At 70.4% G+C, this 21,986-nt stretch carries 17 protein-coding genes; 11 read left to right on the forward strand and 6 right to left on the reverse strand.

Going from position 1 to position 21,986, the window contains the following annotated elements:
• Window positions 1–44 precede the first annotated feature (44 nt).
• From ACGFIV_RS03725 to ACGFIV_RS03750, 6 genes are all read left to right on the forward strand, one after another.
• Complete coding sequence (locus tag ACGFIV_RS03725; RefSeq protein ID WP_358559045.1) at window positions 45–908, forward strand: MurR/RpiR family transcriptional regulator; 864 nt, start codon at window positions 45–47, stop codon at window positions 906–908.
• Between the two features lie 96 nt (window positions 909–1,004).
• The gene (locus ACGFIV_RS03730) at window positions 1,005–2,465 is read left to right on the forward strand and encodes an APC family permease (RefSeq protein ID WP_358559047.1); all 1,461 of its coding nucleotides are present in this window, start codon (window positions 1,005–1,007) and stop codon (window positions 2,463–2,465) included.
• Window positions 2,462–3,700: an aminotransferase class III-fold pyridoxal phosphate-dependent enzyme gene (locus ACGFIV_RS03735; protein ID WP_358559049.1), complete on the forward strand. Its 1,239-nt coding sequence runs from the start codon at window positions 2,462–2,464 to the stop codon at window positions 3,698–3,700. Before ACGFIV_RS03730 ends, ACGFIV_RS03735 begins: the two co-directional genes overlap by 4 nt.
• A gap of 7 nt (window positions 3,701–3,707) precedes the next feature.
• Window positions 3,708–4,994 carry a glutamine synthetase family protein gene (locus ACGFIV_RS03740; protein WP_358559051.1) on the forward strand — a complete coding sequence of 429 codons (1,287 nt, stop codon included), beginning with the start codon at window positions 3,708–3,710 and terminating at the stop codon, window positions 4,992–4,994.
• Entirely contained in the window at window positions 4,984–6,126 is a 1,143-nt protein-coding gene (locus ACGFIV_RS03745) for an amidohydrolase family protein (protein WP_358559053.1), read from the forward strand. Before ACGFIV_RS03740 ends, ACGFIV_RS03745 begins: the two co-directional genes overlap by 11 nt.
• On the forward strand, window positions 6,123–7,274 hold the full coding sequence (locus ACGFIV_RS03750; RefSeq protein ID WP_392831680.1) for a M20 family metallopeptidase: 1,152 nt from the start codon (window positions 6,123–6,125) through the stop codon (window positions 7,272–7,274). Before ACGFIV_RS03745 ends, ACGFIV_RS03750 begins: the two co-directional genes overlap by 4 nt.
• A 235-nt stretch (window positions 7,275–7,509) precedes the next feature.
• Here ACGFIV_RS03750 and ACGFIV_RS03755 read toward each other — a convergent pair whose 3' ends face one another.
• On the reverse strand, window positions 7,510–8,451 hold the full coding sequence (locus ACGFIV_RS03755) for an acyl-ACP desaturase (protein WP_392831683.1): 942 nt from the start codon (window positions 8,449–8,451) through the stop codon (window positions 7,510–7,512).
• Between the two features lie 322 nt (window positions 8,452–8,773).
• Between ACGFIV_RS03755 and ACGFIV_RS03760 the strand changes: the two genes are divergently transcribed.
• The 4 genes from ACGFIV_RS03760 (at window position 8,774) to ACGFIV_RS03775 (ending at window position 14,579) form a co-directional block, all read left to right on the forward strand.
• On the forward strand, window positions 8,774–9,523 hold the full coding sequence (locus tag ACGFIV_RS03760) for a hypothetical protein (RefSeq protein ID WP_392831686.1): 750 nt from the start codon (window positions 8,774–8,776) through the stop codon (window positions 9,521–9,523).
• Window positions 9,524–9,814: 291 nt separating this feature from the next.
• A complete protein-coding gene (locus ACGFIV_RS03765) occupies window positions 9,815–11,548 on the forward strand; it encodes an ABC transporter ATP-binding protein (RefSeq protein WP_358557692.1) in 1,734 nt (577 codons plus the stop codon).
• 83 nt (window positions 11,549–11,631) lie between these two features.
• A complete protein-coding gene (locus ACGFIV_RS03770) occupies window positions 11,632–13,542 on the forward strand; it encodes an ABC transporter ATP-binding protein (RefSeq protein WP_358557689.1) in 1,911 nt (636 codons plus the stop codon).
• 236 nt (window positions 13,543–13,778) lie between these two features.
• Window positions 13,779–14,579, forward strand: coding sequence for an SAM-dependent methyltransferase (locus ACGFIV_RS03775; protein WP_358557686.1), 801 nt, complete (start codon window positions 13,779–13,781; stop codon window positions 14,577–14,579).
• Window positions 14,580–14,751: 172 nt separating this feature from the next.
• Here ACGFIV_RS03775 and ACGFIV_RS03780 read toward each other — a convergent pair whose 3' ends face one another.
• From ACGFIV_RS03780 to ACGFIV_RS03795, 4 genes are all read right to left on the reverse strand, one after another.
• Window positions 14,752–15,579, reverse strand: coding sequence for an SAM-dependent methyltransferase (locus tag ACGFIV_RS03780; protein WP_358557684.1), 828 nt, complete (start codon window positions 15,577–15,579; stop codon window positions 14,752–14,754).
• Window positions 15,580–15,657: 78 nt separating this feature from the next.
• Window positions 15,658–16,566, reverse strand: a complete 909-nt coding sequence (locus tag ACGFIV_RS03785) for an alpha/beta fold hydrolase (protein WP_358557681.1) — start codon at window positions 16,564–16,566, stop codon at window positions 15,658–15,660.
• Between the two features lie 3 nt (window positions 16,567–16,569).
• A complete protein-coding gene (locus ACGFIV_RS03790) occupies window positions 16,570–17,280 on the reverse strand; it encodes a response regulator transcription factor (protein ID WP_358557678.1) in 711 nt (236 codons plus the stop codon).
• Window positions 17,281–17,601: 321 nt separating this feature from the next.
• On the reverse strand, window positions 17,602–18,765 hold the full coding sequence (locus tag ACGFIV_RS03795) for a cytochrome P450 (protein ID WP_358557675.1): 1,164 nt from the start codon (window positions 18,763–18,765) through the stop codon (window positions 17,602–17,604).
• 228 nt (window positions 18,766–18,993) lie between these two features.
• On the opposite strand from ACGFIV_RS03795, the gene ACGFIV_RS03800 reads away from it, so the two are divergent.
• A complete protein-coding gene (locus ACGFIV_RS03800) occupies window positions 18,994–20,070 on the forward strand; it encodes a methyltransferase (RefSeq protein WP_358557672.1) in 1,077 nt (358 codons plus the stop codon).
• Between the two features lie 143 nt (window positions 20,071–20,213).
• Here the strand turns inward: ACGFIV_RS03800 and ACGFIV_RS03805 are convergent, their stop codons facing one another.
• Window positions 20,214–21,875 (reverse strand): prenyltransferase/squalene oxidase repeat-containing protein, encoded by a 1,662-nt coding sequence (locus ACGFIV_RS03805; RefSeq protein WP_358551913.1) that lies wholly within the window; start codon window positions 21,873–21,875, stop codon window positions 20,214–20,216.
• Window positions 21,876–21,986: the final 111 nt, after the last annotated feature.

Genomic DNA, 21,986 nt, shown 5'->3' on the forward strand with positions numbered 1-21,986 from the left:
CCTGTACCTTGCGCGTAAACGTGATGTGAGGAGAGAGCAGGCATATGAGCGTTGCAGGTGGCGCGGCCGCGAGTTCCAGCGTGGCTGAGCGGATCCGCGGCCGCATGGGGCAGCTCTCGGCCGGCGAGCGCAAGGTCGCGCGGGCTCTCCTCGCGCACTATCCGTCGGCGGGTCTGGGGTCCACCCACGAGCTCGCGGGGCGTGCCGGCGTCAGCGCCCCGACCGTCGTCAGGTTCGTCGCCCACCTGGAGTTCGACGGCTACAAGGAGTTCCAGCAGGCGCTCCGCGACGAGGTCCAGGAGCGCAGGGCCTCACCGCTGACCATCCCGCAGCGCATCACCAAGGACGACCTGCGCGCCGTCTCCGCCCACGTCTTCACCCAGGCCGTCCAGCAGACCTACGCCTCGCTCCCCGACGAGGAGCTGGACAAGGCCGTCGACCTGCTCGCCGACACCAGCAGGCACGTCACCTCCTTCGGCGGTCGTTACTCGCACCTGCTCGCCACCTACCTGGACCTGCATCTGCGGCAGATGCGCCCGGGCACGACCGTGCATCCGCAGACGCCCACCCACCACTCGGGCTTCCTCCTGGACGTCGGCAAGCGTGACGTATGCGTGGTCTTCGACTTCCGCCGGTACCAGCGCGACGTCGTCGACCTGGCCGTCCACGCGCACGGCAGGGGCGCCAAGATCCTGCTCATCACCGATCCGTGGCTCTCGCCGGCCGCAGAGGTGGCCGACCTCGTCCTGCCGGTCAGGGTCGACGGTCCGAGCCCCTTCGACTCGGTCGTTCCCGCCACGGCCGTCGTCGAGTCGATCGTGGCAGGCGTGCTCGCGAAGCTCGGCACGCACGCGGAAACCAGGATCAGAGATGCGGATGAGCTGGCGGGGGACATCACGTTCGACTGAGATGTTTCGCTGGTGACTCATTGACATCCGGATGAAATGAATGTTTCATGGCGGGCACCCCGCGCCCGAACTCCGCGTCACCCTGGAGCCCGCCTCATGGCCGACAACGCACCACGTAAGCTGCGCCTGTGGGAGGCGCTCGCCCTGTCCGTCGGGCTGATGGGCCCGACCCTGGCCATGGGCCTCAACGGACCCGGCGTCGCCGCGACCGTCGGCAAGGCCGTCCCGCTCGTCTTCGTTCTCGGCCTCATCGGAGTCGGCCTGGTCGGCTACGGCTTCTGGCGCCTGACCCAGCACTTCAACCACGCGGGCTCGGTGTACGCGCTGGCCGGCGCCACCATCGGGCCGCGCGCCGGGTTCTTCGGCGGCTTCGCGCTCCTCGGCACGTACTTGTTCTTCCTGACCTGCACCCAGGCCGCCACCGGGGTGTTCGCGCACGCGTTCCTGGAGGCGCTCGGCGTCCACGACAGCGGCCCGTGGATCATCGTCGCCGTCGTCGCCGCGCTCGGCGTCACGATCCTCAACTCGCGCGACACCCGGCTCACCGCGCGGACGCTGCTGATCATCGAGGGTCTCGGCATCCTGGCCATGCTCGTACTGGCCGCGGTCGTCGTCGGCGCCTCCGCCATCGGGTCGGGCGGCGTCACCGAGAGCGGGGGCGCGCCCACCCTGGACCTGTCCACGTTCACCTCCGGTGGCACCACCTTCGGCGCCGTCATGACCGCCACCGTCTTCGCGTTCCTGTCCTGGGCCGGATTCGAGGCATGCGCCTCGCTCGGTGAGGAGACCGACAACCCCAGGCGCAACATCCCGCGCGCTCTGGTCGGCAGTGTCGTGCTCACCGGCCTGCTCTTCGTCCTCATGATGTTCACCGAGACGATCGGCTTCGGCACGGACAAGGCGGGCATCGACGCCTTCGCCGCCGCCGAGTCGCCGCTGTCCACGCTGTCCGCCCGCTACATCGGCACGTGGTTCGCCCTCGTGGTCGCCTTCACCGCCGTGGCCTCGGCGTTCGCGAGCTCGCTGTCCTCCTCCGCGGCCGCCGCACGCATGCTCTTCGCCCTCTCCCGGGACGGTTTCGGGCCGAAGTCGCTTTCCCGCGTCGACCCCCGCACCGGTTCTCCCCGCGCCGCCCTGGTCGCCGTCGTCGGCGTCACGCTCGTCGTCGACATCGTCGTCTGGGCTTCCGGGGTCGGCGCCTTCGACGCCTACTACTGGTTCGCCACGCTCGGCGTGCTGTGCGTCCTCGTCGCGTACGCCGTGGCGGGCGTCGGCGTCATCGCCTTCACCTTCTCCGGCCGCTCCGCCATCCCGCGCTGGGAGGCCGTGTTGCCGGTGGCCGGCATCGCCTACCTGCTGTTCGTCTTCTACAAGCAGTCGTCGGGGCAGGACGCGCCGTACTCCTACTTCCCGTGGATCGCGGGCGCCTGGTGCCTGCTCGGCGTCGTGGTGATCCTCTCCGCGCCCGCCCTGGCCAGGCGCATCGGCGAGCGGCTCACCTCCGAGCTCACCGGCACGGGAAGCGCCTCGGACGAGCCGGCGGAACAGCTTCGATGAGCCTTCTCTACGACGCCGATCTCGCCGTCGTGGCCGGGGCGCAGCGGCTGCGGTTCTTCCCGCTCGCCCCGGTCTCGGGCCACGGGGCCCGCCTGGTGGAGGCGGACGGCCGCGAGCTGATCGACCTCTCCGGTGCCTGGAGCGCGGCCGGTGTCGGCTACGCGCATCCAAGGGTCGTCGAGGCCGTGGAGAGGGCGGTACGGCGGATGCCGGGGGCCAGCCTGCTCTCGGCCACCAACCCCGAGGCGGTCGCGCTCGCGGAGGAACTGCTGGCCATCACCCCTGGCGGACCCGGCCGCCGCGTGTACCTCGGCCACGCCGGCTCCGACGCCAACGCCGCGATCATCAGGAGCATCCGCGCCGCCGGTGACCGGCCGCGCATCCTGACGTTCGAAGGCTCCTACCACGGAGGGCTCGGCCCCGCCCAGCAGGTATCCGGCCTTCATGTGGCCGCCGGCGTCGAACCGGACCCCGGTCTGGTGCTCGTCCCCTACCCGGACCTCGACGCCGTCGGCACGGAGCTCGCCGCCGGCGACGTCGCCGCGGTGATCGTCGAACCGATCCTCAGCGACGGGGGAGTGGTGATCCCACCGGACGGTTTCCTCAAGGGGCTCGCCGGCCTGTGCCACCGGCACGGCACCTGGCTGGTCGCCGACGAGGTGAAGGCCGGTCTCGGGCGGACCGGCCTGCTGCACGCCTTCGAGTGCGACGGCATCGTCCCCGACCTCGTCGCGCTGGGCAAGTCACTCGGCGGAGGACTGCCGCTGTCCGCGGCGATCGGCCCGGCCGGGATCCTCGACGCCGCCGAGGGATCCTCGCTGCTCACGACCGCCGGCAACCCGGTGGCGGCCGCGGCGGGGCGGGCCGTGCTGCGAATCCTGGCCGAGGAGGAACTGCCCGCCCGCGCTGCCCGGCTCGGCGCGGGACTGAGCGCCGGGCTCGACCAGCTCCTGGTCCGGCACGACCAGGTGGCCGGGGTGCGCAACCGCGGGCTGATGGGCGGCATCGAACTGGTCGACGCCACGACCGCGGCGAAGGTCGTCTTCCGTGCCTACCAGCTCGGAGCGGTGCTCTACTACGTAGGACCGAGGTCGAACGTCCTGGAGCTCACCCCTCCGCTGGTCATCGAGGAGGAGGATCTCGACCGGGCGCTGGACATCCTCGACACGGCCATCGCCGATGTCGCGGCAGGCGAAGTGGACGACGCGGCCGTCGCGCCGTACAGAGGCTGGTGAGGTGCGCATGACATCGATGATCTTCGTGGCGACCTGCGACCTCGCGGGGCAGACCCGCGGCCGGGCCGTCCCGGCGGCGGACCACGACAACGTGCTGCGCACCGGGGTCGGCTGGGTCCCCGCCGACCTCGCGATCAGCTGCTTCGGCCCGATCGCCGAGGACAACGTGTTCGGCTCGACCGGTGACCTGCGACTGCTTCCCGACGAGTCGACCGGCGTCGACATCCCGGCGGACGGCACGCACCCGGGCGTGCGCCTCTACCTCGCCGACCAGGTACGTCCCGACGGGTCGCCGTGGCCGTGCTGCCCGCGCACCTTCGCCCGTACGGCGCTCGCGGAGTTCCGCGAGCTGACGGGGCTGGAGGTCGTGGCGTCGTTCGAGCACGAGTTCGTCCTTCAGGGCCTCCCGGACTCCCGGCCGTTCTCCTTCGGGCGCTACCGGGACGCCGAGCCGTTCGGTTCGGAGCTCGTCGAGCTGATGAGCCAGGCGGGACTCGAACCGGAGACCTGGCTCCCGGAGTACGGAGACGGGCAGTTCGAGGTCACCATGCGGCCGAGCGACGCCATGGTGGCGGCGGACCGCGCCGTGCTGCTGCGCGAACTGGTCCGCGACCTTGGCCGGCGCCGCGGCCACCGGCCGACCTTCGCGCCGCTGACCAGTCCCGAGGGCGTGGGCAACGGCGTACACGTGCACCTCTCGCTGCGCGACGCCGAGACAGGGGCGCCGGTGCTCTTCGATCACGCGCGGCCAGGGAGGCTGTCGGAGATCGGCGGCCGGTTCGCGGCCGGCGTACTCGGGCACGCCCATGCGATCACCGCCGTCACGGCGCCCAGTCCCGTGTCGTTCCTGCGGCTCACCCCGCACCGCTGGAGCGCCGCCGGCGTCTTCCTTGCCGAGCGCAACCGGGAGGCGCTGCTGCGCATCTGCCCCACCACGGCGGACGGCGACGTGGCCAGGCAACTGAACCTGGAGTTCCGCGCCGCCGACGCGACCGCGAACCCGTGGCTGGTCATCGGCACGCTCGTACGGGCCGGACTGCGGGGCATCACCGCCGCCTACCCCGATCCGAAGGTGTGGCCGGAGAACAGCACCGAGGCCGAGCTGTCGGACGTGCCCCGCCTGCCCGGGTCGCTGGACGAGGCGCTCGACGAGCTGGCCAAGGACGACGTCGCGCGGGCCTGGTTCGACGACGACCTGCTGCGGACCCACCTCGACGTCAAGCGCACCGAGCTGGCGCTGGTCGAGGGGCTCACGCCCGAGGAGAAGTGCCGGAGGATCGCCGATGTCTACTGATCTCAAGGCCGAGATCGACGAATTGGGGCTGGTCGACCACCACGTGCACGGCGCGCTGCGCGGGCCGGTGGAGCGGCCGGCGTTCGAGGAGCTGATCACCGAGTCCGACCGGCCGATCCCGCCGTGGATGACTCAGTTCGATTCGCAGCTGGGCTTCGCGATCCGGCGGCACTGCGCGCCGCTGCTCGGGCTGGAGCCGTCGGCGAGCGCGGACGACTACTGGGCCGCACGGTCCGCGGTGGCCCCTGGCGAGCTGGCCGGCACCTTCCTGCGCGCGAGCGGGACCGACCACTGGCTGGTGGAGACGGGCTACAAGGGTGACCAGATCCTCAGCCCCGTCGAGATGGCGTCCGCCGGCGGTGCCCGGGTAGAGGAGGTGGTGCGGCTGGAGGCGGTGCTGGAGGACCTGGCGGGTACGGCCCCCTCCGCCGGCGGCCTGCGTGACGGCTTCCGAGAGGCACTGGAGCAGCGGACGCGCGGCGCCGTCGGCCTGAAGAGCATCGTGGCCTACCGCCACGGCTTCGACTTCGACCCGGCGCGCCCGACCGACGCGGAGGTGCGGAAGGCCGCCGGCGACTGGCTGCGGCAGATCGGCGAGGGGGCGGCGCCACGCGTCGACGACCCGGTGCTGCTGCGGATGCTGCTGTGGGCGGGGGCCGAGACGGGCCTGCCGCTGCAACTCCACACCGGTTACGGCGATCCGGATGTCGAGCTGCATCGCTCCGACCCGCTGCTGCTGACCCGATGGCTGAAGGCGGTGGAGCACACCGGGTCCGACATCCTGCTGCTGCACTGCTATCCCTTCCAGCGCAACGCCGGCTATCTCGCCCAGGTCTTCCCGCACGTCTATTTCGACGTGGGGCTCGCGGTCAACTACACCGGCGCGCGCTCCGACGTGATCGTGGCCGAGAGCCTGGAGCTCGCGCCGTTCGCCAAGATCCTCTACTCGTCCGACGCGTGGGGCCCGCCGGAGTTGCACTACCTCGGTGCGCTGCTGTGGCGCCGCGGCATGACGCGTGCCCTGACGGCGTGGGTGGAGGAGGATGAGTGGACTCCGGCGGACGCCGCGGGTGTCGCGACGATGATCGGGCGCACCAACGCGGCCCGGGTATACGGACTGGACCTCGGATGAGCGAGCACCCCGAGCTGTGGGCGGCCCTCGATCAGGAACTGCCCGCGGCACTCTCGTTGCGCCGCCGCCTGCACTCCTCGCCGGACCTGTCCGGCGAGGAGTCGGCCACCCGCGAAGCCGTACTCGCGTCGCTGCCCGGCGGGCTGCCCCTGACCAAGGTCGCCGAGACCGGGGCGGTCGTGCGCGTCGGCGGGCCGGGGCCTGCCGTCGGAGTGCGCGGCGAGCTCGACGCGCTCGGGGTGACCGAGGCGACCGGCGTCGAGTGGAGCTCGCGGAACCGCGGGGTCATGCACGCCTGCGGTCACGACGTACACCTGGCCGCGCTGGTGGCGGTGGCCCGCGCCGTCCACAGGGTGGGAGGGCCCAAGCCGTTGCTGGTGGTCCTGCAACCACGCGAGGAGACCTATCCCTCGGGCGCGCAGGACATCGTCGAGAGCGGTGTGCTCGGCGCCGAGCGGTGCGGGGCGATGATCGGCGCGCACGTGCAGCCGGTGCTGGCCGCCGGCGTCGTCGCCTGCGTACCCGGCGGTGTCAACGCCTCGTCTGACGAATTCCAGATCAGCGTACACGGCGAGTCGGGACACGCCGCCTACCCGCACCTCACGCGCGACCCCGTGCTGGCCCTGTCGCACACGGTGGTGGCGCTCCAGAGCGTCGTCAGCCGGTCGATCGATCCTATGGCGCCGGCCGTGGTGGGGGTCTCGTCACTTCAGGCGGGCAGCGCGGCCAACGTCGTCCCCGGCGTGGCCAGGGCGCGTGGCACCATACGGGCGTTGTCGACCGCGACGCGCGAACTGCTGCACCAGCGGGTCGTCGAGGTGGCGGAGTCCGTGGCGCGCACGCACGGCTGCGAGGCGGAGGTGACCTTCGTGAAGGGGGAGCCGGTACTGGAGAACAACCCCCGGCTGGTGACGCAGGTGTCCCGGCTGCTTCGCTCGCACGGGCTGGAGGTGTCGGACACGCTGCGCTCGGTGGGCGCGGACGACTTCTCCTTCTTCGCCGAGCGGCTGCCGTCGCTGATGCTGTTCGTGGGCACCGAGACCGACGTCTCCCTGCACAGCGACCGGTTCCTGCCGGACGACGCGGACGTCGACCGCCTCGCCCGCGCGATGCTGGCCGGCTACCTCGGCGCCTGCACGGCACTGTGACGCCCGTCCCCGGCGTGGCCAGGGCGCTCGGCACCATACGGGCGCTGTCGACCGCGACGCGCGACACCGCAGGTCAGAGGATATTTCGGTGGAAATTTCGTCATTGCTACCGGGACCTCGTGGAGGAAGCGACCCCGCCGGGCGTGATACTGATCTTCGGGCTGAAGCCGCGGTGTGGGAAGCAGCGCCAGCTGCGACGCCAGGGCCGTTCCGTCCTGACGGCGGTGGCGGATACTCAGTGGTTCGCCGCGGTGTCGGCGAGGCGGGCGCGGCGGGCTTCGCGGCGGTCGACGAAGCGGGAGGCGGAGACCTCCAGGCGGGCGAGGAAACCGGCGAGCTCGTCGCGGGCCTTGTCCGCCTCGGCGTCCAGTCCGGTGAGGTCGAAGACGGCCCACTGGCGCAGGACCGGCATGAGGACGTCGTCGAGGTGCAGCCGCAGGTCGTAGATTCCGGCGTTGGCGATGGTCATCGCCTTGCGGGTGAAGCCTTCGATGCCGGTGCCGGGCATCTGGAAGGTGGTCACCACGTCGGTGACGGCGCGCATGGTCTGGCTGGGGGCGAGCCGGAAGGCCGCGTCGAGCAGGTTGCGGTAGAAGAGCATGTGCAGGTTCTCGTCGGCGGCGATCCTGGCGAGCAGGCGCTCGCAGTTCGGGTCCTGGGAGACCTTGCCGGTGTTGCGATGGGACACGCGGGTGGCCAGCTCCTGGAAGGAGACGTACGCGAGCGAGTGCAGCACTCCCTCGTAGGAGTTGCTGAAGCCCTCTCCCATGTGCAGCATGCGGGCCCGCTCCAGGGCGACCGGGTCGACCGCGCGCGTGACCGTCAGGTAGTCGCGGATGGCGGTGCCGTGGCGGCCCTCCTCGGCGGTCCACCGGTGAACCCAGGTGCCCCAGGCCGCGTCCCTGCCGAAGGTCGTGGCGATCTCGTGGTGGTAGCTCGGCAGGTTGTCCTCGGTCAGCAGGTTGACGATGAGGGAGACCCGCGCCTCCTCGGGGATGGTCGAGTCGGTCTCGGCCCAGGCCTCGCCGCCGAAGACGCCGTCGTAGTCACGCCCCTGCGACCAGGGGACGTACTCGTGCGGGAACCACTCCTTGGCCACCTTGAGATGCCGGTCCAACTCCCCGGCGACCACGGGCTCCAGCTCGAACAGCAACTCGGTGTCATTGAACGCGCGCACAGGATCTTCCCCCAATAGGCTACGAAACCGTAACCTACGCTAGCGTAAGTTCGAGCCGCTCGTGGCATCGGCGGTGCCGGCCTTGCGCATCTCGGGTGAGATCCCACCCGCGGCCATACCGCCTGAACGCTTCATCGTGCGACGCCTGGCGGATCGGAGCTGCCCGCCCTCTACCGGGCCGCCATCGCGGTCCTCTGAGTCCCTCGGCGAACAGGGCTTGACAAAGGGAGTCATACATAAATAGTTGAGATGGTCGTCAAACTAATCGATTAGCCGAGGAGGTTCTGACGTGCTGGTTCAACGTCGTCCTGTCGTTCGGCAGGTGCTTGCCTGTCTCGCGATGGTGGCCGCTCTCGTCGCCGGTACGACCCTGCCGGCCCATGCCGCCAACACGTGTACCGCCTACGGGACGATCACCCAGGGCAAGTACTGGATCAACAACAACCTCTGGGGGCAGGACTCGGGGTCGGGCTGGCAGTGCATCTGGGACACCTCCACCTCCGGTAACACGATCGGCTGGGGGACGTCCTTCGGCTGGTCCGGTCAGTCGAACTCGGTCAAGTCCTACGCCAGTTCGGTGCTCGGCTGGCACTGGGGCTGGAAGAACGCGAACACGGGGTTGCCCATCCAGCTGTCGGCCAACCGGAGCGTCAACACCGGCTGGAACTACAAGGTCACCCAGAACGGCGCGGTCACGATGAACGTGGCCTACGACCTGTGGCTGCACGCGATCTCGAACCCGAGCTACAGCGACAACCCCACCGACGAGGTGATGATCTGGCTCTACCGCTCAGGCGGCGCGGGCCCGGTCGGCACCAAGCAGGCCACGGTCACCATCGCCGGCACGAGCTGGGACCTCTACCGTGGCAACATCGGCTGGAACGTCTTCTCGTTCGTGCGCACCGCCAACACCTCGTCGGCGACGCTCAACCTGCGTGACTTCCTGAACAACCTCGTGTCGCGCGGCTGGATGGCCAATTCCAAGTACCTCACCAGCGTGGAGGCGGGAACCGAGGTGTTCATCGGCACCGGGCAGCTCGACACGAGCTCCTACTACGCGAACGTGGTATAGCGTCCGTCCGAGACCGCGAACCGGCGGGCACGGACACCGAGCCCCGCGCCATCACGATGCTCGCGGGCACTTCGGTGGTGAGCTGTGGTCTGCCGCGGAATGCGAGCGACTCCGGATCGGCGACGTCGGCCGGCGGTGACCGCGCAGGTCATCCGCTCCGGCCGCCCGCCCACGGCCTTGCCGCTCAGCGGGCTTGTCCCGGAAAAAGGTGCGTGAATGGGCCGCATGCTCCTATAACGTGATGCGCGTGACCCCGCCCTCCCGCCGTGCGCCCTCCGTCGGAGCGCATCCATGTTGAGCCGACTGCTCCGTACCTATCTTCGTCCCTACTCGTCGGCGCTGGCCGCCGTTGTGCTGTTCCAGCTCGTCGGCACCATCGCCTCGCTGTACCTGCCGAGCCTGAACGCCGACATCATCGACCAGGGTGTCGCCGCCGGTGACACCGGCTACATCCTGACCACCGGCGGCTGGATGCTGGCCGTGTCCCTCGTGCAGATCGGCTGCTCGATCGCGGCGGTCTACTACGGGGCGCGGGTGGCGGCGGGCTTCGGACGGGACGTACGGTCGAGCGTCTTCCACCAGGTGGGCGGCTTCTCCGCCCGGGAGGTCGCGCATTTCGGGGCGCCGAGCCTGATCACCCGCAGCACCAACGACGTGCAGCAGGTGCAGATGCTCGTGGTGATGACCTGCACGATGCTGGTCGCCGCGCCCATCATGGGCCTCGGCGGCATCATCATGGCGCTGCGGCAGGACATCGGCCTGTCGTGGCTCATGCTGGTCTGCGTCCCGGCGCTGCTGATCTCGATCGGCCTGATCGTCTCCCGCATGGTGCCCCAGTTCCGCGCGATGCAGACCCGCATCGACCTGGTCAACCAGGTGCTGCGCGAGCAGCTCACCGGCATCCGCGTCGTGCGGGCCTTCGTACGGGAGCGCGAGGAGACCCGCCGGTTCGCCGAGGCGAACGACGCGCTGACCGGCAACGCGCTGCGCGTCGGGCGGCTGACCGCGCTCATCTTCCCCACCGTGATGCTGATCCTCAACGTCTCCAGCGTCGCCGTGCTGTGGTTCGGCGCCGCCCGGGTGGACAGCGGCGAGATGCAGATCGGCGCCCTCACCGCCTTCCTCATGTACCTGATGCAGATCCTCATGTCGATGATGATGGCCACCTTCATCTCGATGATGATCCCGCGCGCCGCCGTCTGCGCCGAGCGCATCGGCGAGGTGCTGGACACCGAGTCGTCGGTGCGCCCGCCCGAGAACCCCGTACAGCGGGTGCACGGCCGCGCCGAGCTGGAGATGCGCGACGTCGAGTTCCGCTACCCGGGCGCGGCGGCGCCGGTGCTGTCCGGCATCTCCTTCCGCGCCGTCGCGGGGCAGACCACCGCCGTCGTCGGCAGCACCGGGTCGGGCAAGACGACGCTGGTCTCCCTGGTGCCCCGGCTGTTCGACGCCACGTCCGGCACCGTGTCGGTCGACGGCGTCGACGTCCGCGACCTCGACCCCCAGATGCTCTGGACACGCATCGGCCTGGTTCCGCAGAAGCCGTACCTGTTCACCGGCACCGTCGCGAGCAACCTGAGGTACGGCAACCCGGACGCCACCGACGAGGAGCTGTGGGAGGCGCTGGAAGTGGCCCAGGCCCGCGACTTCGTCGAGGCGATGCCCGAGGGCCTGGAGGCGCCCATCACCCAGGGCGGCACCAACGTCTCCGGCGGGCAGCGGCAGCGCCTGTCGATCGCCCGTGCCCTGGTGAGCAAGCCCGAGATCTACCTGTTCGACGACTCGTTCTCGGCCCTGGACCTGACGACCGACGCCCGGCTGCGCGCCGCTCTGCGCCCGCACACCGCCGAGGCCGCCGTGGTCATCGTCGGCCAGCGGATCTCCACCGTCGCCGACGCCGACCAGATCATCGTCCTCGACGACGGCGTCATCGTCGGCATGGGCACCCATTCCGAACTCCTGGACTCCTGCCCGACCTACATCGAGATCGTCGAGTCCCAACTGACCGCGGAGAGCGCAGTATGAGCGACCGGCCAACGGCACCCACGCGACCGCGACCGCCCGCGGGCGGCGGCGGCTTCGGACGGGGGCCCTTCGCAGGGGCGGGGATGCCCGCGGAGAAGTCGATGACCTTCGGGCCCTCCACCCGTCGGCTGCTCCGGCGCCTGAGCCCCGATCGCACGAGGATCGTGGCCGTGGTCGTCCTCGCCGTGGCCAGCGTCGCGTTCGCCGTCATCGGACCGAAGATCCTCGGCCGCGCGACGGACCTGATCTTCAGTGGCGTGGTCGGCAGGCGGCTGCCCGCGGGAACCACCGAGGAGCAGGCCGTCCAGGCCGCCCGCGCGTCGGGCAACGACAACCTGGCCGACATGCTCGCGCGGATGGACCTCGTCCCCGGCCAGGGGATCGACTTCGGCGCGCTGGGCACGGTCCTGGCGTGGGCCCTCGGGCTCTACGTCGCCGCGTCCGCCTTCAGCTGGCTTCAGGGCTACCTGCTCAACGACGTGACGCAGCGCACCGTCTACCGGCTGCGCGCCGACGTCGAGGACAAGCTCAACCGGCTTCCCCTGAAGTTCTTCGACGGCCAGCCGCGCGGCGAGCTGCTCAGCCGGGTGACCAACGACATCGACAACGTGTCGCAGACCCTGCAGCAGACGCTCAGCCAGCTCCTTGGCTCACTGCTGACCGTCATCGGCGTGCTGGCGATGATGCTGGTGATCTCGCCGCTGCTCGCGTTGATCGCCCTGGTCACCATCCCGGTGTCGATGCTGGTCACCGGGCTGGTCGCGAAGCGCTCGCAGAAGCTGTTCGTCGCTCAGTGGACCCACACCGGCACGCTGAACGCCCACATCGAGGAGGCGTTCACCGGTCACGAGCTGGTGAAGGTGTTCGGGCGCGGGCCGGAGGTCGAGGAGGTGTTCCGGCAGCGGAACGAGGAGCTGTTCAAGGCCGGCTTCGGCGCCCAGTTCATCTCCGGGATCATCATGCCGATGATGATGTTCATCGGGAACCTCAACTACGTCGCCATCGCCGTCGTCGGCGGCGTGCGCGTCGCCACCGGGTCGATGAGCCTGGGCGACGTCCAGGCCTTCATCCAGTACTCCCGGCAGTTCACCCAGCCGCTGACCCAGGTCGCCTCGATGGCCAACCTGCTGCAGTCGGGCGTGGCGTCGGCCGAGCGGGTCTTCGAGCTGCTGGACGCCGAGGAGCAGGAGCCCGACCCCGCCGACCCGGTGCTGCCCACCACCCGCCGGGGCCGCGTCGAGTTCGAGCACGTGTCCTTCCGCTACAACGCCGAGCAGCCCCTCATCGAGGACCTGTCGCTGGTGGCCGACCCCGGGCACACGATCGCGATCGTCGGCCCGACAGGCGCGGGGAAGACCACGCTGGTCAACCTCATCATGCGCTTCTACGAGCTGGACGCCGGGCGCATCACCCTCGACGGCGTCGACGTCACCGCGATGCGCCGTGATGACCTGCGCTCGCACATCGGCATGGTGCTCCAGGACACCTGGCTGTTCGGCGGCACCATCCGCGAGAACATCGCCTACGGAAACACTCAGGCCACCGACGAGCAGATCCACGCCGCCGCGCGGGCGACGTTCGTCGACCGGTTCGTCCGCACCCTGCCCGACGGGTACGACACCGTGATCGACGAGGAGGGCGGAAACGTCAGCGCCGGTGAGAAGCAGTTGCTGACCATCGCCCGCGCCTTCCTCGCCAACCCGTCTCTGCTCATCCTCGACGAGGCCACCAGCTCGGTGGACACCCGTACGGAGGTGCTGGTGCAGCACGCGATGGCCGCGCTGCGTACCGACCGGACCAGCTTCGTCATCGCCCACCGGCTCTCCACCATCCGCGACGCCGACCTCATCTTGGTGATGGAAGGGGGAAGCATCGTCGAGCACGGCACCCACGACGAGCTGCTCGCGGCCGGGGGCGCGTACCACCGGCTGTATTCCTCGCAGTTCAGCGGCGCTCTGGTGCCGGCCGACGGTGAGACGGCAGGGACGGGGTGAGGTGAGGCCGGTGACCCAGGTGACCGAGGTGAGGCCGGGACTGAGGCGACCGAGGCGACCGAGGTGACCGGGTGGTGACGGTCAGGTCGGTCGCCGGGTGGTTGGGAGCCTTCGGTTGATGTATTGGGCTAATTCCTGTGGGTTTCCTGGTAATCGTTGAGCGGTCAAGTTGCTGACTGTTACGGTCAGGTCATGATCCAGGTGTGTGGTCAAGAGGCGCCGGCGAAGGCCGCCTTATGACGCCGAATCCCGGCGAGTCACCTTTATCCGGCTTCGACGCGACAACGCCCAATGTAGGGCGAATGTACGATTACTATCTCGGCGGTAAGGACAATTACGCCTCCGACCGCGAGGCGGCCGAAAAAGTGATCGGGATCTTTCCACGGACGCGTGAGCTCGCTCGCGCGAATCGGGATTTCCTCCGGCGCGCCGTCGAATACCTGGCCCGCGAGAAAGGCATCCGCCAGTTCCTCGATATCGGGTCCGGACTGCCCACGCAGGAGAACGTCCACCAGGTGGCCCAGCGGGCGAATCCGGCCGCGCGGGTGGCCTATGTCGACCTGGAGCCGATCGTCCTCGCTCACGGGCAGGCGTTGCTGGCCACCGACGACCAGACGATCATGGTCACCGGCGACCTGCGCGAGCCGGATAAGATCATCGGCCACCAGGACGTCCGGGCCCATCTCGACCTGGCCGAGCCGACAGCGGTCCTGCTGGTCTTCGTGATGCACTTCATCAAGGACAGCGAAGATCCGCTCGGTATCGTGAAGACGCTGGTCGACGCTCTGGCGCCGGGATCGTGCCTGGTCCTGTCGCATGCGGAGCTGGACGATCGGCTGACGGCCGGGACCTCCGTCTACGACAGGGCGACCTCCCCGGCCGTGTTGCGTTCACGCGACGAGATCGAGGCGTTCTTCGACGGGCTGGCGCTCGTGGAGCCCGGAGTGGCCCGCCTCGGCGCCTGGCGGCCGGACGGCCCGCTGCCCCGCAGAGCCGACACGCTGCCGGCCTACTGCGGCGTGGGCCGCAAGAAATGAGGTCGCCCTCGCTCCCGTACGGCCCGAACGCCTCCTCCCGTCGCGCGAGCGCCCGGCCTCGTCTCAACGGCGCCCGGCCGCGTCCCGACGGCGCCTGGTGTCGTCCCGACGGCGCCCGGCCGCGTCCCGACGGCGCCCGGCCTCGCCGCGCGGGCGTCCGGGCGAGTGGCGGTCACTCGCGGGCGACGACGGCGAGGATGGCGGGCTTGGCGGGGTCGAAGGCGGCGTCGCCCTCGAACTCGGGCCGCCAGGACTGGACCGGCACGATGCCCGGCTCCAGCACCGTCATGCCCGCGAGGAGCTCGGCCAGCCGGTCGGTGCCGCGCGAGGTGAGCGAACCGGTGGCGGTCGAGCGGTAGACCTGCTGGCCGGCCTCGTGTACGTCCGCGCTGACGTCGCCCGCGAAGGCGTGGGTGATGATCAGGTGGCTGCTGGGGGCGAGGCGCTCGCGGATCGTGCGCACGATGTGGGTGACCAGGGACTCGTCGGGGATGAAGTGCAGCATGGAGACCAGCAGCACGGCGACCGGCCGATCGAAGTCCAGCGCGCCCGCGATCTCGGGATGGGCCAGCAGCGCCTCGGGCTCGCGCATGTCGGCCTGGACGACCGTGCTGTGCGGGTTGTCCGCCAGCAGCGCGCGGCCGTGTACCAGGACGATCGGATCGTTGTCGGCGTAGACGACCCGGGTCTCCGGGTCGACGCGATGGGCGATCTGGTGGACGTTCTCCCGCGTGGGCAGCCCCGAGCCGATGTCCAGGAACTGCCGCGTCCCCGCGCGGGTCAGCAGGTCGACGACCCGCGCGAGGAAGGCCCGGTTCGCCCGCGCCATCTCCCGGATGCCGGGCACGACGGTGATGAACTGCTCGGCGGCCCGCCTGTCTGCGGCGAAGTTGTCCTTGCCGCCCAGGTAGTAGTCGTACATCCGCGCGACGCTCGGGATGGTCGGGTCGATGCTCGCCGGGAGGTTGGTGTGTTCGGCCATACCTGCGCTTTCTGCCATGTGAGTTCATAGCCTACGGCAATTCCGAATCCGTGGATCTTCGCAGACATCCGATCTCTGCGGCCGGCCCGGCGGGTGTCAGCGTACGTGCCACTGCGTCTCGGCCCACCAGGTCTGGACGGCCGTGACGATGGCCCCGGGGGCCTCTTCCTGCAGGTAGTGGCCGGCGCGGGGGAGCGTCACGGTGCGGTGGCCGGGGAAGGCGGCCTCCAGTCGGCGGCGCGCGTCCGCCCGGAAGCCGGCGTCGGCCTCGGCCCAGACGATGAGGGCCGGCCTGTCCGCCAGGGACGGCAGGCCCTCCTCCACCTCCCGCAGGAAGTCGCGGCCGGCGGTGATCTGCTGGGGGAGGACGAAGATCGGGGTACGGGAGCGGGCGTCGGGGAACGGGCCCCGGTACGCGAGCAGCGCCCGGCGGTCGAGCCTGCGTGTCCGCATCGCGCCGGGGATGAAGGCGTTCACGAAGACGTTGAGCCGGCGGATGAGCGCGCGCCCGACCGGCCCGCCCATGATGACCGAGAACCACCGCTTGACGGCGTCGTCGCTCGGCCACGCCCAGGTGTTGCTGATGACGAGCCCGCGGATCCTCGCGGGATGGCGGCCGGCCGCCCACAGCCCGATGGGGCCGCCCCAGTCGTGGACCGCCACCACCAGGTCCGACAGGTCGAGCTTCTCGATGAAGCCCTCGACGACCCCGGCGTGCTCCCGGGGCGTGAAGCCGTATCCCGGCCGGGCGCGGGAGAGCCCGAACCCGGGGTAGTCGAGGGCCACGCAGCGGAAACGGCCGCGCAGCCCGGCGACCACGTCACGGTAGAGGAAGGACCAGGTCGGGTTGCCGTGCAGGAAGAGCAGGGACGGCCCTTCGCCCTCGTCGACGTAGTGGACGAGGTTGCCGTCGACCTCCAGGTAGCGGTCAGCGAAGGGGTACATGTCGGCGGGGACCCAGGCGGGCCGTTCGGGGGCCGCGCCAGGCCGGTCGTCGCGGGTCACGGGTCAGCAGATCCCCAGCGCGTGGCCCATCTCCGCCGCCTCGGTGCGGTTGCGCGCCCCCAGCTTCTGCAGCAGGTGGCGGATGTGGAACTCCACCGTGTGCTGGGTGAGGTACAACTCCTTCGCGATCTCCGCGTTGGTGTGCCCATGCTTGATCAGTTCGAGGACCTGCTGCTGCCGGTCCGTCAGATGGGGCGCCTTTGGCATGGAGCGCTGCCAGCGCAGGTACATCACATAGTCGACGATCTGCAGGTCCAGCAAGGCGGCGATCTTGAGCGTGTCGAGCACTCGGTCGAGGGTGGAGTTGTACGCCAGGTAGACCGTGCACCCGCGGCGCACCCAGGCCTCCGCACGCCCACGGTCCTTCAACGCCCCCAGCATCGCCAGGCGGGCCATCGGCGCCATCACCTGGCACTTGGCCACAAGCTCGGGGAGGTCCTCCTCGTTGAGCATCTGCCCGATCAGCAACCAATGGGGCTGGGCGCCGCGCACCTGCCTCGGGAGCGAGGTCATGTCGGCGGTGCCTCGCGTGATCAAAGTGTCGCGAAACCAGAACTCGTGCCCCTTGCCGTGGTCGGGATCGGCGGCGCGGGACGACGCGGTCTCCAAGGCCGGCCAGCCGCCGATCATGAACACCCGCTGCCCGGCCAGGCGCCGCCGGCTCCGGGCCTCGGCGGACAGTTTCTCCTTGACCAGCGTCTCGGTGGGGACCATACGGCTTCCTTTCCGGTTGGTGGCAACTCGTGCCCGATCGATCCCCTCACGAGGCAGGACGATCATCGGGCCCTTTGAGCAGTGGCTCTACCCTCCGGGGGGCTCGAGCTCTCGGGAGGCGCCCATTCCAGAGCCGTTGGCGACGGGTCGGAATGATGCCGTCAGGTGCGGTGGTTCTTCCCCGCGGTCCCGCCAATTCCGGTAAACCTAATCAGCATTGATCGTATCCCAGCGGCACCGGGTTTGGTATATCAACATCGTTCGGCGACGATCGTTAACACAAACGACTTATCGGCGTGTCAGCCGGTGCCACCTGGTCGTCTAGCCGTCCCACGACAGCGGTAACCGCTTGATTCCGAAGAGGAATCGCGGGATCGAAGTATCGAAGTCAATGCCCTCGGCCCACCACTTGCCGCCGAAACGCCGCAGCATTTCGGACACCACCACGGCGGTTTCCAGCCTGGCCAGCGGAGCACCCAGGCAATAGTGGATTCCGTGGCCGAACGCGAGGCCGGGACCGGCGGCGCGGAAGGGGTCGAACCGGTCGGGGTCGGGGAACGCGGTCTCGTCGCGGTTGGCCGATCCGACGAAGGGGAAGACGGTGTCGCCCGCGTTGATCCGCCGCCCGCCGACCACCACGTCCGCCGTGGCGAACCGCAGGACGGCCTGTACGGGCGCCGCGTACCGCAGGACCTCGTCGATGACCCTCGGCAGCGGATCGCCGCCGGACCGCCGGACGAGGTCGAGCACGTCGGGCATGCTCTGCAGGCAGAACACGGTGTTGGTGATCAGGCTGGTCGTGGTCTCGTGTCCGGCGATGAGCATCAGCGCGCAGAAGTTGAGCAGCTGACGTTCGGTGAGGCGCTGACCTGAGATCTCGGCGGCGAGGAGCCGGCTGATGAGGTCGTCGCCGGGTGCGTTGCGGCGATCCGCGAGCACGCCGCTGAAGTAGTCCATCATCGCGCCGATGTCGGTGTCGGCTCCTTCCCGAGCGGTGCCGCTGCCACCGGACACCACCGCGTTCGACCAGCGCCGGAACTGCTCGACTCGGTCGGTGGGGACCCCGAGCATCTCCATGATGATCGTGATCGGCAGCGGGTAGGCGATGTCGGCGACGACCTCCATGCCGCCCTTGCCCTCGAACCCGTCGAGCAGTTCGCCGCAGATCTCCCTAACCCGTGGCGCCAGACGCTCCACCACGCGCGGGGTGAAGGCCTGATTGACCAGGCCGCGCAGCATGCGGTGGTGCGTGCCGTCGGCGCGCACCATGGTGTCCTCACCAGGATCGAACACGTCCACCGCGGGCCGCCGGGTGGCGGGCCGGGTCGACTGGAACGTCTCTCCGTCGGAGAGCACCATGCGGACGTCCTCGTACCGAAGCACGTGCCAGGCGTTGAAGACGTCGTCCCGGAAGACCGGATTCTCCGACCGCGTCTCGCGGTACCAGTCGAAAATCGCCAGCGGAGAATTGTCGTCGATATGCATCACTAGGGCTCTTCCCCGTCCTCCCGCCGTGGCATGGCTTCCCCGCTGCCCCGGCGTGGCCTCAGCCTTCGCTCACTGGAGACAGTGCCATGAAGGACATGTGCCGCATACTGATGTAATCCTTAGTACTTGGTCATCTTCCCGGGCGTACCTGGACTGATCTGCACAAATAACGCGAGACTCATGCCTGTTTCTTGGATCGCCATCCGAGCGCAGCGGAGGGTAATCGTGAGTGCCGAATCCGACGTCCGAGCTTCCGAACGGCCGGGTGCGAGTGATCGCACAGCGGAATTCCCCGACGTTCCCGATGCCAGCGGGGACGTGGCCCGGCTGGCCGACGCGATCTGGCCGCACGCGGTCAGGGCCGCGGCGACGCTCCGGCTGGCCGACCACCTCGCCGACGGCCCGCAGGACGTGAAGGAGCTCGCCGTCCGCACGGGGCTCGACCCCGACGCCCTCGGACGGCTGCTCGCCTACCTGGTGGCGCACGGGGTGTTCCACCGCGCGGGCCCCGGCGAGTACGACCTGAACCCGGCCGCCCGGCTGCTGCTCGACGACCACCCCGCCCGGCTCCGGGCGCGGCTCGACCAGGACGGCCTGGCCGGCCGCCTCGACAGGGCCGCCGCGTTCCTGACCGACGCGGTGAGGACCGGCCGGCCGGTCTACGAGACCGCGTACGGCCGTCCCTACTACGAGGACATCGCCGATGATCCACGGCTGCTGGCCGAGTTCGACGGCTTCGCCCACTGGTACACCGGGCGCTCGGTCGCCGACGTGGTGGAGGGATACCACTGGGACCGCGTCGGGACGGTGGTCGACGTCGGCGGCGGCTCGGGCATGCTCCTCACCCGGCTGCTGAGGGCCTACCCCGGGCTCCGGGGCGTGCTCGTCGACCTGCCCTCCAGCGCCGCGAAGGCCGAGGCGGCGATCGTCGCGGCCGGGCTGTCGGGGCGCTGCGAGGCGATCGGAGGCAGCTTCTTCGAGCCCCTCCCGGCGGGCGGCGACGTCTACCTGCTCAGCGGCGTCCTGATCGACTGGGACGACGAGTCGGCCACCGCGATCCTGGCCCGGTGCGCCGAGGCGTGCGGCCCCCACGGCCGGGTGCTGGTCGCCGAGCAGTGGGAGGTGGACGAGGCCGCCTTCACCGACGAGGACCTGCGCATCATGGTGCTCGTGGGCGGGCGCGTCCGTACCCCCGACCACCTCGCGACCCTCGCCGCGCAGGCGGGTCTCATCGTGCTCACCACGCGCCTGAACCCCCGCGGCGTACGGCTGGTCGAGCTGGGAGCCGCGCCCGCCGAGTGACCCGGGACGAGCCCGCGTGGCCGGGGCCGGGCGGGAGGCCAGGCACCGGCCACGCGGGCCGGGACGAGGGGGAAGCCCGGCGCCGGGCCGAGTGGCCCGGGATGAGGGGGGAAGCCTGGGACCGGGCCGCGTGCCGGGGGGCGTCAGCGGTCCCGGTAGCAGGCGAGGGCCTGGAGCGCGTAGCCGTTCACCATCGCGTCACACCAGTACGTCAGGCCGTTGTAGTAGTAGCCGACCTGCCCGCCGTCCCAGAGCCCGTCGTCGCGCTGGTGGTCCAGCAGCCACTCGATCCCGGCGGTGACGGCGGGATCGTCGCCCCGGCCCGAGCTGACGAGGCCCAGCACCGCCCACGACGTCTCCTCGGCGGTCGGCCCGAGCGCCCCGCCGTCGCCCCAGCCGCCGCCCGGCGCGCGGTGCGTCGTGAGCCAGTTCGCGCAGCCGCGCGCGACCGGATGGTCGCCGAGCCCGAGCTGCCCCAGCGCGTCGAGCACCCGGGCCGTCCCGGCCGTGTGGTCCCTGAACCACACGCACGAGAAGGAGCCGTCGGACCGTTGCGTCCTGGCCAGCCAGCGCACCGCCCGGTCGAGGCGGTGGTCCTGGCCGCCGACCCGGTTGAGCGCGATCATGGCGTGCGCGGTGAGCGCCGAACAGGGAGCGTCGAACATGGTCCTGCCGTTGCGGATGAAGCATCCCCACGAGCCGTTGCGGTTCCGCATGGAGTGCAGCCACGCCACGCCCGCCCGTACGTGGGGGTCGGAGGCGGGGACACCGGCCCGTGCCAGCGTGTACAGCGCGAGCGAGGTGTCGTCGACGTCGGGCCACGAGGACGGCAGGCCCCAGCCCCAGCCGCCGGGCGGGCAGCCGGTCGCGGGCAGGCCCACCTGCCGCTGCGAGGCCTTGATCCAGTTCATGGCGGGGCGAAGCCGCTCGTCGTCGCCGAGCCCGGCCTCCTGAAGTCCCTGGCTGACGTAGCAGGTGCCGGACAGCTCCAGGTCCCGGTCGATGGGCCACGACACGTCGGGCCGTACGGCGCCGCGCATGTAGGCGAGGTACTTGGCGACGAGGTCGTCGCCCACGCCGGCCAGCGCCAGCCCGAAGACGATGAGGGCGACCATGAAGGCCGACTCCTCCGAGCCGCCGTCCGGTCCCTCGAACTCGGCCAGGTCGCGCAGGTACCGCAGCGTGCGCCGCTCGGCGACGCGGTTGGTCACGCGCCTCAGCGGGCCGAACGCGCGCGTGTGCACCTGCATGATCGCCCAGGAGTAGACGCCGGGCAGGATGAACGACACACGCTGGTGCAGCCGGTGCGGCATCAGCGAGATCTCGATGGGGATCCGCTTCACCCTGGCCGGGTCGTACAGCCCGGCGAAGGCGAGGTAGACGCGGACGATCACGTTGAGGGTGGTCCGCTCGATGTCCTCCAGCGCGGCCTGGCCGCCGTTGCGCGCCAGCCAGTCCCTGGCCCTCCCGATCTCCGCCTCGGCCCCAGGGCGCACCGTCTTCAGCGCGGACACCGCGATGCCCGTCCCGTTGAAGGTGGACGGGCCGCCGGGCACGTCGGCCCAGCCTCCGTCGGGGTTCTGCTGGGCCACCAGCCAGCCGGTGCCGGCCTCGATCAGCGCGGCGCCGCCGTCGCGGTCGGCGACGTGCAGGGCGATGAGGACGGCCGCGGTCGACACGGCCGAGGACGGCAGGTATCCCTCCCATGAGCCGTCCGCGCGCTGGGCGGCCCACAGTGCCTTGACCGCGCCGGCGACGCCGCCCTCGACGTCCCGGTTCCTGCTGGTGACGGTCTCGATTCCCATGGTCGGGTGGTCCTCCGGATCGGCGAGACGATTGGTTCCGTGCGAGGGGCGGGCCGGGCGAGTGTGCCGCCGGCCGTGCGAGGGACGGTCAGGCGAGGTGCCACTGGTTCC

It is taken from the genome of Sphaerisporangium sp. NPDC049003, from assembly GCF_043197795.1.
In the GTDB taxonomy this organism is placed as follows: domain Bacteria; phylum Actinomycetota; class Actinomycetes; order Streptosporangiales; family Streptosporangiaceae; genus Sphaerisporangium.